Below are 16,573 nucleotides of genomic sequence, written 5' to 3'. Positions count from 1 at the left end.
TCAGGCCCTGCGTGGCAAGGCAGCCACTGCCGGGGCGATGAGCCCTTCGACACGGGCATCGATGAAGTTGGCACTCAGGTTCACCACCTCGCGGTATTGCAGGTCGACGGTGATCATGTGGTAGCAGTTGTCGAGCAGCACCTTGAACACCGGGCCGCCGATGTGCCGTTCGATGTAGTCGGCGTTCCAGCGGCTGGTGATGTCGTCTTCCTGGGAATGCAGCACCAGCGCCGGTGTTCGGATCGACGGCATCCCGCGCTTGGTCCTGGCGATCAGCCGATGCAGCTCGCGCACACTGATGCCCGACATGGTCAACAACCCGGCATTGCTGCTTTCGCCGTCTTTCATCTGCCGCTCGACGATGGCCCGCAGGCGCGGATTCTTGATGCCGTAGGGCGGCTTTTCGTTGAAGCGGCAGATGTGCACGCCAAACGGAATGGCCATGAAAATCCGCGTGAAGCGTGCGGCGAACGGCATGTTCCAGCCGTCGTAGCGCAAGGTCGTGGAGTACAGCAGCAGGCCGGCGACCTGGCCGGGGTGTTCGGCGGCCAGGTGCATGGCCATCACCGCGCCCATCGACAGCCCGCCGACGAACACCTGCGCGTGGCGGGCGCGGATGCCGGCGAACGCGCGCCGGGCGCTTTCATACCAGTCAGTCCAGACCGTGCGGCGCAGGTCGTCGTTGTTGCCACAATGGCCGGCCAGGGTCGGCACGTAGACCGTGCAGCCCCGGTCCGCCAGGCCCTGGGCCACGCGGCGCAGCTCGGCCGGCGTACCGGTCAGGCCGTGGATGAGCAGCACCGCGACCTCACCGGTGCCGACTGCGAAGCCGGCATCCCCCTCACCCATCTCCACCGCGACGGCGTTCATCGTTTCATGGCCCGATGCAGCAGGCGGTCGAGCAGGGCCAGGCCCAGGTCGATCTCCTCGTAGGTGATCTCCAGCGACGGTGCCAGGGTGATGACGTTCTTGTAGTAGCCACCCACGTCCAGTACCAGGCCCAGACGCCGACCATCGACTTCCAGGTCGCCCTTCATGCCTTCTTCGACCATGAAGTCCAGGGTCGCCTTGTCCGGGGTGAAGCCGTCGGCCGCGCAGATTTCCGCACGCAAGGCCAGGCCCAGGCCGTCGACGTCACCGATGATCGGGTAGCGCTTCTGCAGCTCCTGCAGGCCGGCGAGGAAATACTTGCCCTTGGCCATGACCATGGCGCCGTAGTCGATTTCCGAGGTCATCTTCAGCACTTCCACCCCGACGGCCGTGCCCAGCGGGTTGGAGGCGAAGGTCGAGTGGGTCGAACCTGGCGGGAAGATCCCGGGGTTGATCAGCTCCTCACGGGCCCAGAGGCCGCCCAGCGGGTTCAGGCCGTTGGTCAGTGCCTTGCCGAACACGATGACGTCCGGCTTGACGTCGAAGTGTTCGATGGACCACAGCTTGCCGGTACGGAAGAAGCCCATCTGGATCTCGTCGACCACCATCAGGATGCCGTGTTGGTCGAGGACCTTCTTCAGCTCGCTGTAGAAGTTCATCGGCGGGATCACATAGCCGCCGGTGCCCTGGATCGGCTCCACATAGAACGCCGCGTACTCGCTCTGGCCGACCTTGGGGTCCCAGACACCGTTGTATTCGGTCTCGAACAGGCGGGCGAACTGCTGCACACAGAGACTGCCGTACTCTTCCTTGCTCATGCCTTTCGGGCCACGGAAGTGGTACGGGAACGGGATGAACTGCGCACGCTCGCCGAAATGCCCGTAACGGCGGCGGTAGCGGTAACTGGAGGTGATCGACGAGGCGCCCAGGGTGCGGCCGTGGTAGCCACCTTCGAAGGCGAACATCAGGCTCTTGCCCTGGGTGGCGTTGCGCACCACTTTCAGCGAGTCCTCGATGGACTGCGAACCGCCGACGTTGAAATGCACGCGACCGTCGAGGCCGAACTTGTTGCGGGCATCCACGGCGATGCGTTCGGCCAGCTCGATCTTGCCCTTGTGCAGGTACTGACTGGCGATCTGCGGCAGGGTGTCGATCTGCTGCTTGAGGGCGTTGTTCAGACGCGGGTTGGCATAGCCGAAGTTGACCGCCGAATACCACATCTGCAGGTCGAGGTAGGCCTGGTCGCTGGTGTCGAAGACGTAGGAGCCTTCGCAGCGGCTGAAGATGCGCGGGGGTTCGATGTAGTGAACGGTGTCACCGTAGGAGCAGTACTTGGCTTCCTTGTCGAGAAGGATGCGGTCTTCGGCGGTAGCGATGCGGATATCAGACATGATGGAAGCGTTCCTGCAGTTCGGGAGTAAGGGTCGGGACGATCGGGGTCAGCAGCTGTGGCAGGTTGGCCAGCAGCGCGGGGATTTCGGCAAAGGTGTCGAAGCGTGCATGGGGCAGCCCGAGGCGCACGCAGTGGTCGGCGAGGCTGCCGCGGGCCAGGACGAAGTCGGCGGTCTCGGCCACGCACATGTCCGAGCGACCGTCGCCGATCACCAGCACGTGGCGGCCCGCCGGCACCGAGCGGCACTTGCAGTTGCCGGCAGCGGCACGGCAGGTGTCACGGGCATAGGGAAAGACGATGCGCCAGCGGTCGTGGTCGACCTGGCGCAGGCCGTTGGCAACGATCGGCAGCAGCGAGCAGTCGTTGCGCGACAGGATCCGCGCGATGGCCTGCTCCAGGCCGTCGCTGACGATATCCAGGGTCGCGCCGAGGCTGGTGGCCAGGTCGACGAAGGCCGGGAAGTCCGGGTCGATGGCCACGCTGTCGAAGTAGCCCAGCAGTTGCGCCGGGGTGGCCCGTACCAGGGCCAGCTGGCGGGTCAGGCACTCCCGCGAGCCGATCTGGCCGTCGAGCCATTGTTGTTCGATCGCTTCCCAGCCGGGTTCGGCGAAGCGTTCCAGGATGCTGTCAATGACGTCGGTCCGGGTCACGGTACCGTCGAAGTCACACACGATATGCCAGTGCATCATCTGCGTTTGCCCATGTTGAGTGAAGCGCGCTCGGCGCAGTCGCAAGGGGCTGGAGCAGCAAGCGTGCCAACACACCACAAGCCCGCAGGACGTGGCCTGCAGCCTGTGCGGGGGTAAAAGGCGGCGGGTGGAGCTACAAATTTTGTAGCTCGCTACAAACAACATGAGTGCTTGCCGAGCGGCGGCGCGATGGTGATTGATAGCGCCATGTCAATCTGCCCGAGGAATCGCCCATGCCACCGATGCGCAATCTGCTCTGCGGCGTCGCACTCTGCGCCACGCTGGTCAGCCCGCCCGGGCGCGCCGCCGAGCCGGACGCCAGCGCGGCCAAGCCGCTGTGGGGCCTGCAGGGCATGGCCGGAGCGCTGTGGTCGTATCGCCCCTATGACCCCACGGCGAGCAGCTACGAGTTCAAGGCCGTGCCGTACCTGGACCTGAGCCTGGGCGATGTCGACCTGGACTCCGAAGACGGGCTGTCGTGGAACGCCTTCAAGACCGACAACGGCTGGAGCGCCGGACCGTATCTCAACTACCTGCCAGGACGCGACGGCCAGGGCTCGCTGCGCGGCCTGCGGGATGTCTCGGGCATGGGCGTGGCCGGTGGCTTCGTGGCCTACAGCCCGGTGCAATGGCTGAGCCTGTTCGCCCGCGCCGGGCGCACCTTCGGCACCGCCGAGAGCCAGGGCGGCGTATTGGGCCAGGTGGGCGCGGAGGCGGATTATCCATTGGGCGCCGGGGTATTCGGCAGCACCCGGCTGGTGGCGCACCTGGCCAACCGAGAGCTGAACCAGACGTTCTTCGGGGTCAGTGCGGACGAGTCCCTGGCCTCAGGCATCCGCCCGTACAACGCCGGCGGCGGTCTGCGTGACCTGACCCTGAGCCAGAGCCTGGCGGTGCCGCTGTCGCCGCACTGGTCGCTGCTGGGCAACCTGAGCTGGACCCACCTGACCGGCTCGGCCGCCGACAGCAGCATTGTCCAGCAACGCGGCCACGCCGAGCAGGGTGAAGTGGATATCGGCGTGGCCTATCACTTCTGAGAGTCCCCCGCTCAAGCCGACTTGCAGAAACGACTACAGCCGCGAAGCGCCTCTTTTCTAGACCGGGTAGGAGCGGCTTCAGCCGCGAAGCGATCGCATGTTCACGACAGATGCAGTGAGTTTCCTGGCGCTTTCGCGGCTAAAGCCGCTCCCACTGGGCCACATGCCGCTTAAGCGGACAGTAGTGTGGCTATAGCCGCCTGGCCGACCCCATCGGCGAAATCAGGGGCCGGTAAGGCCAATACCCTTTGCGGCTCTTGATACGCGGTTCAACCCTCCCCCTCGGCCATGACCGCGATGCCGCTGATGATGATCGCCACGCCCACCCAGCGCAGCCAGTCGATTTGCTCACCCAGCCCCAGCCAGGAGCCCAGCAGCACGCCGACGAACACCAGTGAACTCAAGGGAAAGGCCACGCTCACCGGGGCACTGCGCAGAATCAGCATCCACACGAAGAACGACCCCGCATAGCAGGCCAGCGCCAGCAGCACCGCGGGCGTCAGCAGCGCAGTGTCTAGCCAGGCCAGGCCGAATGGCAGATCGGTAAGCGCATCGCCGCCCACCTTCATGGCGATCTGCGCCGTGCTTTCACTGCCGATCAGCAACAGCCACAGCACCACGGCGGTGACGCGATGCTGCAACCAGCCAGGCGTGCTGGAAAGACTCGAAGAAGATGTCGTGTTCATGTTCAACCTCCGCTGGCGATGACCAGCATGACGCCACCGGTAATGATCAGCGTACCCAGCCAGCGGCGGCGACTCACCGCTTCGCCGAGTATCAGGCGACCAGCCAGCACCACCCCGCAATAGGCCAGGCTGGCGGCAGGAAAAGCCAGGCTCAAGGGGGCCAGCGACAGCACCGCCAGCCACACCAGGAACTCCAGGGCATAGGCCAGGATGCCGGCCCACAGCAACGGCGCGCCCAGCAGCTGCCACCAGAAGCCGGCCAGGCGAAAGCCGCCGTCCATTTCCGGCAGGCGGTCCAGACCCAGCTTGAAGGCGATCTGTCCGGCGACATCGAGACCGATGGACAGCGCGATCAGCGCAATCACCGAGGGACTCATGGGAACACCTCGTCGAACAGCGCCAGCAAGGCCGCGTTGGTCTGCGCATTGCGCTGGATATCCGCAGCGCTCCAGCGTTCGGCGGGCGGCTGGTCGCTGCGCGCCTCCCAGCGTTTGAACGGGTTGCGGTGCAGCGGTGCGGAAAACTCGCCGCATACGTCGATACCCAGCACCCGCTTGCGCGTGGCCATCAGGCGCAACGCGTCGAGCAGGTGGGTCAGGCGCATGCCGCCCTGGTCCCAGTTGGTGGCGGCGTCCTCGCTGGCCAGCACGTCCTTGTCGATGGTGATCCACACCGCTTCGGTGGGCAGCGTCGCCGCCAGTTGGGCCAGGAAGCGCGACCAGTCCAGCTCGGCCAGGTTGGTCCAGTGCAGGTAGTGGCCGCGCTGCTGGTGGCCAGGGCCGTCGCCCACATGCCCCCAGACCCGCGACGGCGCGTGCTGCCAGGGGAACAGCTGCAGCTGCCCGCTGCGCAGGGCGGCGAAGTTGGCCCCCCGCAACTGCGGGTTATGCAGGTCGTCGCTGCACGGCCCGAGGGTGATCACGCGGCGAACCAGCGGCAACTGCAACGCCCGGTTGACCCACGAGCCGCAATGCCGGCGCGGCGCCAGGCGTACCCAGTCGGGGTGGTTGTCGAAGTGGATCAGGCTGACCGGCTCGGTCAGCCCGGCGAGAAACGCCGGGGTCAGGTGGTGGTAATCGCCGGAGCCGACGAAATAGATCTGCGGCCGGCGCCCCCTGGGGCGGCTGCCCTGCTGCAGGCGCTGGCTGAACGCCCGGTAGCGGGCTTCGGTGGTCCACAGCCGCAGCTGCGGCCCGAGGTCGAGCAGGTCGATATGCGTGGCGCGGCCTTCGGCCAGGCGCCGGGCGATGGGTTCCTGGGCGGTAAGGCTGTGGTCGAGGTCGAGGATGTTCAAGGCGCGAATTCACCTGTTCACCCCGCCCTGACACCGCCGGTACTGGATGTACGAGGCGGCCGGGCGGGCCTGAAAGGGGTGAATGCAAGGGGTGGGCCAGCTGCCGGCCGCGGACTCAATCGACGGCGTTGGCCTGGTGCTCGGTGTCCACCGAGGTGTCGATGCTCACCACCACCGACATCCCTGGCCGCAGCCGCGCGGCCAGCGGCTGGTCGGGGTCGACGCTGATGCGTACCGGGATGCGCTGGGCGATCTTGACGAAGTTGCCGGTGGCGTTGTCGGCCGGCAACAGGCTGAACTCCGAACCGGTGGCCGGCGAGATGCGCTCGACCCGACCATTGAGCTTCTGGTGGTCCAGGGCATCGACGCTGAAGCTCACCGGCTGGCCAAGGCGCACCTGGGCCATCTGGGTTTCCTTCAGGTTGGCGATGATCCACAGGTTATCGGGAACCAGGGCCATGAGCTGGGCACCGGAATTGACGTAGGCACCCAGGCGCACGCCGATCTGCCCCAACTGCCCGTCGCGTGGCGCGGTGATGCGGGTGTTGTCCAGGTCGATACGCGCCAGCTCCACCGCGGCTTTGGCGTTCTCCACCTGGGCCTGCAGCGAGTCACGGTTGACGATCACCGTCTGCAGGTCTTCCCTGGCGATCTGCAAGGCGGCACGCGCCTCGGCTTCGGCGGCCTGGGCCTGGGCGTCGGCCGCGCGGGCGACGTCCAGCTCGCTGCGCGACACCGAGCCGTCGGTGACCAGCGCCTGGTTGCGCTTGAGGTCGGCCGCGCTCTTGCGCACCTGTGCCGAACTGCTCTGCAAGGCGGCCTGGCGCTGGGCGATGGTCGCCTCGGCACTGCGCCGCTGCTGCAGGTTGTTGGCCAGGGCCGCCTGCTGCACGCCCAGTTGCGCCTCGGCCTGCTCCAGGCGCTGACGGTAAATGCGGTCGTCCAGGCGCACCAGCAGTTGCCCGGCCTTCACATGCGCGAAGTCCTGCACCGTGACCTCATGCACGTAGCCGCTCAGTTGCGGGCCGATCAGCGTGGTCTGGCCATGCACCTGGGCATTCTCGGTACTCTGGATGGGGCTGGTGAACGGCGGCAGTTGCCAGGCGTAGAGCACGATGAGAATGCCGCCCAGGGCGATCAAGGCGAACAGCGTGGTGGAAATCACCCGGGCGCGCAGCGGCCGTGGCTTGCTGGTGGCCGGCGAGGTGAGCGGCGCCGGCGGCGGGTTGCTGGCGACCGGGGCCGCATCGGTGGAATCTTTACGGGTGGTGTCGTTCATCGAGTCTGCGCACTGCTGGTGGATGGGGAGGCCGCAGACAGCGGCTGGGTGGGCTCGGTGGTCATCTTCAGCCAGATCATCCGCAGGGTGATCCATAGCATGGTCAGCACGGCGATCAGGGCGATGAGCATGAACACGTCGTTATAGGCCAGCACATTGGCCTCGCGGGTGGCGGTGCTGGCCAGGGCGCGCATGCCCTGGGCGGTGCGTGCGGCGGGGTCGGCGATCACCCCGCCATAGGCCGCTGCAGCACTCTGCAGGCGGGCCTGCACCAGCGGGTCGAAGGCGGTGATGTGCTCCATGAGCTGGCTGGAGTGAAACTTCTCGCGCACGATCTGGAAGGTGCCCAGCGCCGCCGAACCGATCAGCCCACCAATGTTCTGGGTGATGCCGAACAGCACCGAGAAGCTGACCATGTTGCGCGGGTTGGCCAATACGCCGCTGATGCCCAGCACCAGCGTCGGGCCAAGGAAGAAGGTGCCACCGAAGGCCAGCAGAAACTGGCTGAGGTACATGTTTTCCGGACGGGTCTGGTAGGTCGAGCCGCTGTCCATCCAGGCGCCTGCGGCCATCATCGCCAGGGAAATCAGCAGCGGCTTGATCAGGTGCGCCGGGTCGATGGTCAGGGCACTGACCAGCAGGCCTGCGATGCTGCCGAGCAGCATCACCAGGTACAGGCTGTGCAACTGCTCGCTGCCCAGGTTCAGCGCCTGCAAGAACGCCACCGCGCCCACCGATTGTTCGGACAGCACCACCCGGAACAGAATCACCGCCAGTCCCAGGCGCAGGATCGCCCCGCTGCCCAGCCAGCGGGTGATCAGCAAAGGGTTGCGGCGGTTGTGCTCGATGGCCAGCCCCGCGCAGATCAGCGCGATGGAGGCCGCCGAGGCGATGCCGATCCAGGGCTCTTCCAGCCACCATTCGATGCGCCCCAGTGACAGCACCGCACACAACAAGGCAAAGCCGCTGGCCAGCAGGCCGAAGGTCAGGAAGTCGAGCTTCTCGAAGGCCTTGAAGCGGTCGCCCGGCGGCAGCTTGAGCATCAGCACGCAGCCCAGCGAGAGCATCGCCATGCCCAGTTCGAACAGGTACAGCCCGCGCCATTCGGCGATCTGCAAGAGGTCTTCGGAAATCAGCCGCGCCAGCGGCGTGGCCAGTTGCGCGGTGCCCAGCCCCAGTACCAGGGCCTTGAGCCGCCACTTCTGTGGAAAGGCCTGGATCATGTAGTACAGGCCCAGGGTGCTCAGCGCCGCGCCGACCATGCCGTGGGCCGCACGCACGGCCACGGCGGAGTCGATATCGTTGACGAAAAGGTGGGCCAGGGTCACCAGCGCGTAAAGCACCAGGAACAGCTCGGTGAAAGCCCTCAATCCATACTGCTGGCGGAACTTCACCAGCAGCAGGTTCATCGAAACGTTGGTCATCACGTACGCGGCCGGCAGCCAGGCGATGTCCTCTGTGGTGGCGCCCAGAGCACCTTGCAGATACGGCAGGTTGGCGACCACCAGGGCATTGCCCAGGCCACCGGTCAGGGCCACGATCACCCCGACCAGGGCAAAGGCCAGGCGCTTGGGTGTCGGATGCAGGGGCGTGGAGGGCGAACCCGGCATGGTCGGGCGCTCATGGGGCTGCCACTGGCGCGGGGCGTACTTGTCGGTCATGGATGCAGGTTCATGAGCAGGCCTTGAAAGTCCCTTGTGTGACATTGGCGGTCGCCGGAATGCTCAGTGCGCCCCGCAATTAACCGGCAACATCGCCAGTGAAGCGCAAAGGACGGTAAAGCTCCAGAGCCGCCTCGCAGCAAAAGGCTATGCTCTTGGGAAGTGGCGGAACCTTGGCCAGGCCGGCCGCCGGACAAAAACGACAAGGAGTTCGAAATGAGTTCATCGGCTTCACTCCAGCGCCAGGCTAAGCAAAGCGGCGACAAAGCCATTCTCAGCGACGTGCGCAACCACATCGGCCACCTGATCCTCAACCGCCCCGCCGGGCTCAATGCCCTGGACCTGGACATGGTCCGCCACCTGCAATGGCAGCTCGACGCCTGGGCCGAAGACGACGACATCTATGCCGTGGTACTGCGCGGTGCCGGCGACAAGGCATTTTGTGCCGGCGGTGACATCCGCGCCCTGTACGACAGCTATCGCGCCGGCCAGGGCCTGCACCTGCGCTTCTTCGAAGAGGAATACGCCCTCGACCAGACCATCCACGACTACCGCAAGCCGATCCTCGCGCTGATGGACGGCCTGGTGCTGGGCGGTGGCATGGGCCTGGTGCAGAGCGCCGACCTGCGGGTGGTCACCGAGCGCAGTTCGCTGGGCATGCCGGAAGTGGCCATCGGCTATTTCCCCGATGTCGGCGCCAGTTACTTCCTGTCGCGCCTGCCCGGCGAGCTGGGCATCTACCTGGGCGTGACCGGCAACCGTATCGGCGCCGCCGACGCCTTGTACTGCGGGCTGGCCGACTGGCACATGCCCAGCCAGGCCCTGCCCCGCCTGGACCACATGCTCGACCACCTGAAATGGAAGATCACCCCGCTCAAGGACCTGCAGGGTGTGATGGCGCGCCTGGGCAGCCAGTGCCTGCCAGAGCCACCGCTGCAGGCCCTGCGCCCAGCCATCGATCACTTCTTTTCCCTGCCGGATGTGCCGAGCATCCTTGAACAGCTGCAGCAGGTCTCGGTGGCCGACAGCCGCGAATGGGCGCTGGATACCGCTGCCGCGATGCACAACCGCTCGCCCCTGGCCATGGCGGTGACCCTGGAACTGCTGCGTCGTGGCCGACACCTGTCGCTGCCGGAATGCTTCGCCATGGAATTGCAGCTGGACCGCCAATGGTTCGAGCAGGGCGACCTGATCGAAGGCGTGCGCGCCCTGATCATCGACAAGGACAAACGCCCGCGCTGGAAGCACAGCAAGGCCGCAGGCGTCAGCCAAGAGGATGTGCAGCGTTTCTTCACCCGCCAGGAGAGTTGATATGCACGACATCGAACTGAGCGAAGAACAGGTGATGATCCGTGACATGGCCCGGGATTTCGCCCGCCATGAAATCGCCCCGCATGCCGGGCGCTGGGAGCAGGAAGGCTGGATTGACGACGCGCTGGTGGCGCGCATGGGCGAACTCGGCCTGCTGGGCATGATCGTCCCCGAACAATGGGGCGGTTCGTACCTCGACTACGTGGCCTACGCCCTGGCCGTGGAAGAGATTTCCGCCGCCGACGCGGCCACCGGCACCTTGATGAGCGTGCACAGCTCGGTGGGCTGCGGCCCGCTGCTCAACTACGGCAGCGAACAGCAGAAGAACACCTGGTTGGCGCGACTGGCCAGCGGCCAGGCCATCGGTTGCTTCTGCCTCACCGAACCCCATGCCGGCTCCGAAGCGCACAACCTGCGCACGCGGGCCGAGCTGCACGGTGACCAGTGGGTACTCAACGGCGCCAAGCAGTTCGTCAGCAATGGCCAGCGCGCGCAACTGGCGATCGTCTTCGCGGTCACCGACCCGCAGCTGGGCAAGAAAGGTCTTTCGGCCTTCCTGGTGCCCACCGACACCCCCGGCTTCACGGTCGAACGTCGCGAACACAAGATGGGCATCAAGGCTTCGGACACCTGCGCCATCAGCCTCGATGACTGCCGCATCCCCGCCGCCAACCTGCTGGGTGAACGCGGCAAGGGCCTGGCCATCGCCCTGTCGAACCTGGAGGGCGGACGTATCGGCATCGCGGCCCAGGCTCTGGGCATCGCCCGCGCCGCCTTCGAAGCCGCGCTGGCCTACGCCCGCGAGCGGGTGCAGTTCGACAAGCCGATCATCGAGCACCCCAGCGTCGCCAACCTGCTGGCTGACATGCACACGCGCATCAACGCCGCACGGCTGCTGGTGCTGCACGCGGCGCGTCTGCGCAGCGCCGCCCTGCCCTGCCTGTCCGAGGCATCGCAGGCCAAGCTGTTCGCCTCGGAAATGGCCGAGCAGGTGTGCTCCAGCGCCGTACAGATCCACGGCGGCTACGGTTACCTGGAAGACTACCCGGTGGAGCGGCTGTACCGGGATGCGCGTATCACCCAGATCTACGAAGGCACCAGTGAGATCCAGCGCCTGCTGATCGCCCGTGAGCTGCGCCACTACTCGCTGTAGCCGCCATCATTCTGGCACCAGCCGACGGCGGCCCAGCTGAGTGACCAGCAAGGCCACCGTATCGGCGTTGGCAAGCATCACGTCGGTACGCACTTGAACGTTTGCGTAGAACTCGGAACGGGCTTGTGCGAGCGTCTTTTTACCGGTTATGACGAAAATCTTGCGCAGCACCTTTGGGTCTTCAGACCCCAGGTCCTGCCAGGTGCCATCATCGTTGTGGCGATAGAACAGACGATCACTCGGAGTACGGTGCGACAAGCCGTTCTGATGCACGAGCATCTCAGCCTTGAGACCTCTTCGGTAGGTAGAGTTGTCGTCGAGCAGATCTACGAACGGCATATGCGACTCCAGATAGGCGATATCTTCGGTGGCGCAGTAAAGATGCGAGAGCTCGTGCAGCAGCACCGCCGCGCGAAAATGAGTTCCGACGTTGAACTGCCCAATACGCCTTACGCTGGGTTTGAGGCGACACACGGGGTCGAGGAAAAAACGCTCAGTGAGATACAGGCATTTCTGTGGTTCACGAGGAAAGGTGAAGGCCAGCGTGTTCTCCCCGCTGTAGCGCCGGGTGCCCACTACGTAGCGCGATGAGTTCCACGGCGACAACGAGCTGTCCATCAATTCCTGGTAGAGAACCCTGACAGTTCGCTCCAACTCACCGTATAACCTTGCATCGGGCTGCGGTGTGCCAAAGAACTCGGCCACCCAGGCGTCTACGGAAGAATGACGCGCCCCGGCGGCATCACGAAAGGCCAGATTGTCGAGACAGGTTTCCAGATAATTGCGCGCCTGCGCATGCGCCTCGCTGATGGCCATTGCGCGGTTGCTGTAGCGTTGACGTATTTCCGGCATGCCGCGCGCCTCAACAATCATGGAATGGTTGACATCGACTTGGATCAGTCCATTGCTGAGTCGCGTCAATGCCCCACCGCCGCCGCGCAATCCACCGCGAACATCGATTTGCCATTGCTGCTGATTGTCAACGAGGATACGCGGGCCCCGCTCATCATCACGCAAGATGTACCAACCGTTCTCATCACGGGCAGCCTGATAGGTGGCCCCTGCCAAGGGCACGAAGCAACGACCTTCATCATCTACATAGACATTCAGCAGTTCTTCATGCCTGAGCTCATTGAGAAGGACGTCATGAACCTGGAACGGGCGCAGCCGCCCCCAAAGCTCCGGCGTCATCCCGTCGTTGCTCCACGAGAACTCCGGAAAGCCGAGGACATGAGGCCCGTCCGCAACAGCTTCAGATTCGCTGTCGGAGGGCTCGGACTCGGGCTCGGATTCGACCGGAGTCTCGTGGATAGTCCTCCGAGCGGCGATCAGCAAGCTGAGCGCGGCGAGCATCTCGGCAGCCGCCTTGCCCCATTGAGCCTGCTGCGCATCGAGTGCCGAGGCCTTGAACAGCCCGTGGCTTTGCCAAACGCCTAGCAAAGCGCCGAGACGCCCAGGTAAGAGGCTTAGCACTTGCTCCACACCCAGCGTCCAAAGAAAACGGGTCTTGGCATGCTCGGCCTCGGCGTTGGTTACACTCAACCGGCCGAACCACCACCGCATCACCTCGCCTGTGCTTTCGAACAAGGTACGCAATGCGTTGCCCTGTACCGGCGCCATCAGCAACGTTACCGGGCCAGGAGCCTGCCAAGGTACATCGCCAGTCGACTCGGCGCTGAACGGCACGTGTGGCTCACGAAAGCCGCCATTGGCATACAAGCGTCGCCCGAAAGGGCCAAGACGCTCGAGAATCAGAGCCTGTAAAGACTCGCTGGTGTGCAGGTCGTCCAGCAAAGCCTGCTTGCTGCTGTACTCCTGCACGATGAAGTCGGCGTTGAACAGCGTATACAGTAGCCAGGGACCTGTCTGAGGCTCGGTGGGCGCAATGACAAATGCGCCCGGCACCCGGTCTGGCTGCATCCCAGGAGCGGCCAACAACTGCAATGGGCTGAATACCAATCTACGGCCCAGAACCTCCTGCCGGCTGAGTGCCTCAGGCATGTTCAATATGGCTTCCACGAAGCGGTAGCCGGTCTCACTCAAACGCCCGACCACGTACAGCGAGTAACAGCGCAACAACTCCAGCGGGGGAACCTGCTCGGCATAATCGCGCAAGCGCTGCGCGTAATCGGGATCCATGGGGGAAAATCGGGTTTCCAGCATCAGGCGATATGCGGCTGAAATGTCAAGATCTTTCACCAGACGGTCGAGGTAGATCGAGGTCAGTCGCGGGTCAAGGTGCCCACCATGACTGGTCGTCATCGAGATCATCCCCTCTTGGGCCGCCGAAAATCGCTCAATGGCATAGTCGGTCAGGCTAGTACGGACCTGTGTCGTCGCGGCGGGCAGGCTTTGCGGAGTTTCTCCGGAACCTACAAGACCGGGTGTATAGCGGGTCAGGGTCACCATGATGCTATCCGGATCCAGACCAACTCCCGGAAAGTCAACTTCTAACCTTGCCTGAAGCCTGCCGTAGGCGAAAGCCCTCGGCTCAGGGATATCATTAAGAAAACTCCGCTCGGAGTGACAGGCTACGTACCAACGTTGAACTATTCTGCTCAGCTCTTTGAGCTGGTGAATCGAAGCTTTCCTGACCCACAGTGGAAGCCGCGCATCCGCAAGGATCATCTGCATGGTGGCAGTCACACGATCAAGCAGCCGACGGTTCGACTCGTCGAGCTCGAATGGGTATATCGACTCACGTATGATCGGAGCCGGCGCTCGCCATGCCTGAACCCGACGCAGGGTCCTGACGGCCGCCCGACATTGCCGTTCAAGAGCCTCTGTTTGCATAACCTGAATAAAGTGCCCGGTGATGGGTTCCAACTGCAGCTCGAGGCGCAACGCTGCCTCGGGTCTTTCCAGATACTGCTGCAGGCGGTGGCGATCGTCGAACTCAAGTTGCGACATCCAGTTGGCCCTGACTTCGGCATAAGACATCTGCTCGGCCAGACTCCTTTCCAACGCTGCCGGCGAGTCGTGCTCGCTGAACCCTTCGCACAGCGCCCAAAGCACCAGTCCACCCGCTCCCGATTCGCGACGCAACACCAGCGTCTCATCGAGTCGCACCGCGGGCTGTTCGCGACCGCCGATCAACTGCACTCGGCACACCTCGACACGCTCGGCGCCCAACGCGTGACGCAGCGAGTCCACGGGGCGATCAAGGGCTTGTCGCACCATAGCCAGGCTCGGATCTGACAGATCATTTGTCCGCTGCGCCATGCCCATATCAAGACGAAGGGCACAGTCACGCAGCTGGCTGCTCTGCGCTGGCAGCCGCAGTCGGGTATCGAGCCAACGCCGTGGGCTGGAGAAAAGCCGCCGCAAGCCCTTTTCGTAGAACACTACGAAATCAGCACTGACCTTCTCGAGGACGTGCTCCAGTAACGCCAACGACACTTGATCGACTGGCTCCACCGGGCCTTCCGACGCCCCGCGTAACAGCTCGGTGTCAGCCGGCAGCTTCTGTGGTGCACAACCGCTGAATCGCTCCAGGGCCCAGCGGAGCAACGGCCTGTTACCCGTGTGTGCAAACTTTATCCAAAGGTCGGCAGCGTCCAGTTCGACATTGGTACAGACTGCCAGATAGCGATTCAACAACTGCCGCATACGATCGAAAACGCCTTCGACAACTTCAGCCTGACGATCAATGAGCAGGGCCAGAAGTTTCATCTGCCCGCCCCAGGTTTGCGTATTCAGCAACTCGGTGGTATGCACGACATCCGCCCGTAGCGGCCTTGGATTAAGCACCCAACGAGTGTCGAAAGAACCGTGCGAGCCTGCCCATCGCAACGACCCACGCAACTGGAACAGCCGCCTGTCGAGCGGCATGCGCACGTCCAGGGCATCATCCAGCCGAACGCTCGCATGCTCGAAGGCAATGGCCGGCAGCCCGAGAACATGCTGCACACTGCGTTGCTGCAAGCCGATGATCGACTCCAGTTGACGCTGGAATAGCGGATCTTCGACCAAGTCAAAGCGCAAACCGCGAATCTCTGTGGATCGTAATGCAGCGTGCTCATCAAGCGAGCTGTAAAGCAACATCTCGGCCCGCCCTTCATCAGTCCTGAAATACGCCTCCAACGCCTGACGACTGACGAAACGGCGAATGCCGTGGCAGGAAGAATACAGATAGAGCCCCGGCAGCTCGGTACCGGAAGGCTCGAGCACAAAGATTCCCGAGAGCTTGATGAACAGCGGCTGGATGAAAAGTGCAGCGACCTGCCAGACTTGCCCGTGACTGTTCTGGCGCAGGAAGACCAGATCTCGCAGACGCCGAAACTCCAACTCGCTCAGGCGTCGCTCGGTTCTTGCATCGATCAGGGCGCGACGAAAGACTTCGGCTAGCCTATTTTTTACGGCTTCACCCGCAGACACTGCATTGCCACGCGGCGTGTTCCAGAAGCTGTCCAACAGGCGATTGAAGTACAGGCCCAGGTTGGTGCTCGCAGCAACCAGGGAGGCTTCCCACGCACGGCTTTCCTCATCACTGACCGCCCACCCCTGGGCGTCCATGAATACCCATCTTGATGGTGCCCTGACCATGGGCTCACAGGCGGCGTCAATCAGCGTCTGCGTGCCCAGCACGCGAGTACCAGCCGGGTCATCAATGGCGATTTGCAAAAGATGCTGAAAGACATCGAGATTTGCAGAGCCCACTTGTCGCGCCAGCTCATCCTGCAGCTTCAGCGCCATTGCAGCACGCAGATCAGGAAGCTCGTCGAGACGCTCTTCCAGCGCCTGCAGGCGCATAGCCTCTTTGTCGAGTATGCGTCTGGAGCGCTGCACAAACGGATCGCCTTCCACATGTTCCAGCTCCAGCGCGGCCGAACGTCCGCGCAGAAAGCGCAAAGTGATGGCCTCGTCCAGCTGTCGACGATCGGCAAAGGCTTCGGTGCCGAACAGCAGCGTGTTGAGAAACAGCGGAGCCTGGGCGTCCAGGCTATCGCTGATGATCCAGGCGGCGTCGAGTTCGGCACCCAGGTCGAGGCCCGTGTCACTGGACAACCGGTCGATACGTGGCAGCGGCGGCTCGCCTTCGCCGGGCATCGCCAACAGCAGGCGCTGCAACCATTGCTGCTGTGCGGCCGTGATGCGGCCGCTGCCGAGCGCTTCCTTGAGGTGCTGGCCGAACCGCTGCCGTAGCGCCTGTTCGGTGAAATAGGGAGTTGCGAGGGTGGTCATGAAAGCTTCCTTCTTG

At 64.0% G+C, this 16,573-nt stretch carries 12 protein-coding genes; 3 read left to right on the top strand and 9 right to left on the bottom strand.

All coding sequences use genetic code 11. The annotated features are described in order from the left end of the window. From QZ497_RS16715 to QZ497_RS16705, 3 genes are read right to left on the bottom strand one after another with little or no spacing between them, the layout of a single operon-like run. Window positions 1-870 carry an alpha/beta fold hydrolase gene (locus tag QZ497_RS16715; protein ID WP_295476940.1) on the bottom strand — a complete coding sequence of 290 codons (870 nt, stop codon included), beginning with the start codon at window positions 868-870 and terminating at the stop codon, window positions 1-3. Next, on the bottom strand, window positions 867-2,261 hold the full coding sequence (locus QZ497_RS16710; RefSeq protein ID WP_295476938.1) for an aminotransferase class III-fold pyridoxal phosphate-dependent enzyme: 1,395 nt from the start codon (window positions 2,259-2,261) through the stop codon (window positions 867-869). Before QZ497_RS16710 ends, QZ497_RS16715 begins: the two co-directional genes overlap by 4 nt. Beyond that, window positions 2,254-2,952, bottom strand: coding sequence for an HAD-IB family phosphatase (locus QZ497_RS16705; protein ID WP_295476936.1), 699 nt, complete (start codon window positions 2,950-2,952; stop codon window positions 2,254-2,256). The genes QZ497_RS16710 and QZ497_RS16705 overlap by 8 nt, the downstream gene beginning before the upstream one ends. A 233-nt stretch (window positions 2,953-3,185) precedes the next feature. On the opposite strand from QZ497_RS16705, the gene QZ497_RS16700 reads away from it, so the two are divergent. Beyond that, window positions 3,186-3,989, top strand: coding sequence for a MipA/OmpV family protein (locus tag QZ497_RS16700; protein ID WP_295476934.1), 804 nt, complete (start codon window positions 3,186-3,188; stop codon window positions 3,987-3,989). A 269-nt stretch (window positions 3,990-4,258) separates the two neighbouring features. Here the strand turns inward: QZ497_RS16700 and QZ497_RS16695 are convergent, their stop codons facing one another. The 5 genes from QZ497_RS16695 to QZ497_RS16675 all read right to left on the bottom strand — a co-directional run bounded on the left by QZ497_RS16695 (window position 4,259) and on the right by QZ497_RS16675 (window position 8,909). Next, complete coding sequence (locus QZ497_RS16695; protein ID WP_295476932.1) at window positions 4,259-4,675, bottom strand: EamA family transporter; 417 nt, start codon at window positions 4,673-4,675, stop codon at window positions 4,259-4,261. A 2-nt stretch (window positions 4,676-4,677) separates the two neighbouring features. Beyond that, the gene (locus QZ497_RS16690; RefSeq protein ID WP_295476930.1) at window positions 4,678-5,052 is read right to left on the bottom strand and encodes a transporter; all 375 of its coding nucleotides are present in this window, start codon (window positions 5,050-5,052) and stop codon (window positions 4,678-4,680) included. Beyond that, entirely contained in the window at window positions 5,049-5,969 is a 921-nt protein-coding gene (locus tag QZ497_RS16685; RefSeq protein ID WP_295476929.1) for an arginase, read from the bottom strand. Before QZ497_RS16685 ends, QZ497_RS16690 begins: the two co-directional genes overlap by 4 nt. Before the next feature lie 115 nt (window positions 5,970-6,084). Further along, complete coding sequence (locus QZ497_RS16680; protein WP_295476927.1) at window positions 6,085-7,248, bottom strand: HlyD family secretion protein; 1,164 nt, start codon at window positions 7,246-7,248, stop codon at window positions 6,085-6,087. Next, entirely contained in the window at window positions 7,245-8,909 is a 1,665-nt protein-coding gene (locus tag QZ497_RS16675; protein WP_295476925.1) for an MFS transporter, read from the bottom strand. The genes QZ497_RS16680 and QZ497_RS16675 overlap by 4 nt, the downstream gene beginning before the upstream one ends. Window positions 8,910-9,125: 216 nt before the next feature. Here QZ497_RS16675 and QZ497_RS16670 point away from each other — a divergent pair, with 216 nt between their 5' ends. Then, window positions 9,126-10,220 carry an enoyl-CoA hydratase/isomerase family protein gene (locus QZ497_RS16670; RefSeq protein ID WP_295476923.1) on the top strand — a complete coding sequence of 365 codons (1,095 nt, stop codon included), beginning with the start codon at window positions 9,126-9,128 and terminating at the stop codon, window positions 10,218-10,220. Between the two features lies 1 nt (window position 10,221). Beyond that, window positions 10,222-11,373, top strand: coding sequence for an acyl-CoA dehydrogenase family protein (locus QZ497_RS16665; RefSeq protein WP_295476921.1), 1,152 nt, complete (start codon window positions 10,222-10,224; stop codon window positions 11,371-11,373). A 6-nt stretch (window positions 11,374-11,379) separates the two neighbouring features. On the opposite strand, the gene QZ497_RS16660 is transcribed toward QZ497_RS16665, so the two are convergent. Beyond that, window positions 11,380-16,557 (bottom strand): DUF6543 domain-containing protein, encoded by a 5,178-nt coding sequence (locus tag QZ497_RS16660; protein WP_295476919.1) that lies wholly within the window; start codon window positions 16,555-16,557, stop codon window positions 11,380-11,382. Window positions 16,558-16,573 lie beyond the last annotated feature (16 nt).

This window comes from uncultured Pseudomonas sp. (assembly GCF_913777995.1).
Classification (GTDB): Bacteria; Pseudomonadota; Gammaproteobacteria; order Pseudomonadales; family Pseudomonadaceae; genus Aquipseudomonas.
This window is presented reverse-complemented; position numbering and strand designations above follow the sequence as displayed.

What these genes read in the sequence shown, in the direction of transcription:
- QZ497_RS16715 (WP_295476940.1), bottom strand. Translation starts at nt 870, where the DNA reads ATGAACGCCGTCGCGGTGGAGATGGGTGAGGGGGATGCCGGCTTCGCA.
- QZ497_RS16710 (WP_295476938.1), bottom strand. Translation starts at nt 2,261, where the DNA reads ATGTCTGATATCCGCATCGCTACCGCCGAAGACCGCATCCTTCTCGAC.
- QZ497_RS16705 (WP_295476936.1), bottom strand. Translation starts at nt 2,952, where the DNA reads ATGATGCACTGGCATATCGTGTGTGACTTCGACGGTACCGTGACCCGG.
- QZ497_RS16700 (WP_295476934.1), top strand. Translation starts at nt 3,186, where the DNA reads ATGCCACCGATGCGCAATCTGCTCTGCGGCGTCGCACTCTGCGCCACG.
- QZ497_RS16695 (WP_295476932.1), bottom strand. Translation starts at nt 4,675, where the DNA reads ATGAACACGACATCTTCTTCGAGTCTTTCCAGCACGCCTGGCTGGTTG.
- QZ497_RS16690 (WP_295476930.1), bottom strand. Translation starts at nt 5,052, where the DNA reads ATGAGTCCCTCGGTGATTGCGCTGATCGCGCTGTCCATCGGTCTCGAT.
- QZ497_RS16680 (WP_295476927.1), bottom strand. Translation starts at nt 7,248, where the DNA reads ATGAACGACACCACCCGTAAAGATTCCACCGATGCGGCCCCGGTCGCC.
- QZ497_RS16675 (WP_295476925.1), bottom strand. Translation starts at nt 8,909, where the DNA reads ATGACCGACAAGTACGCCCCGCGCCAGTGGCAGCCCCATGAGCGCCCG.
- QZ497_RS16670 (WP_295476923.1), top strand. Translation starts at nt 9,126, where the DNA reads ATGAGTTCATCGGCTTCACTCCAGCGCCAGGCTAAGCAAAGCGGCGAC.
- QZ497_RS16665 (WP_295476921.1), top strand. Translation starts at nt 10,222, where the DNA reads ATGCACGACATCGAACTGAGCGAAGAACAGGTGATGATCCGTGACATG.
- QZ497_RS16660 (WP_295476919.1), bottom strand. Translation starts at nt 16,557, where the DNA reads ATGACCACCCTCGCAACTCCCTATTTCACCGAACAGGCGCTACGGCAG.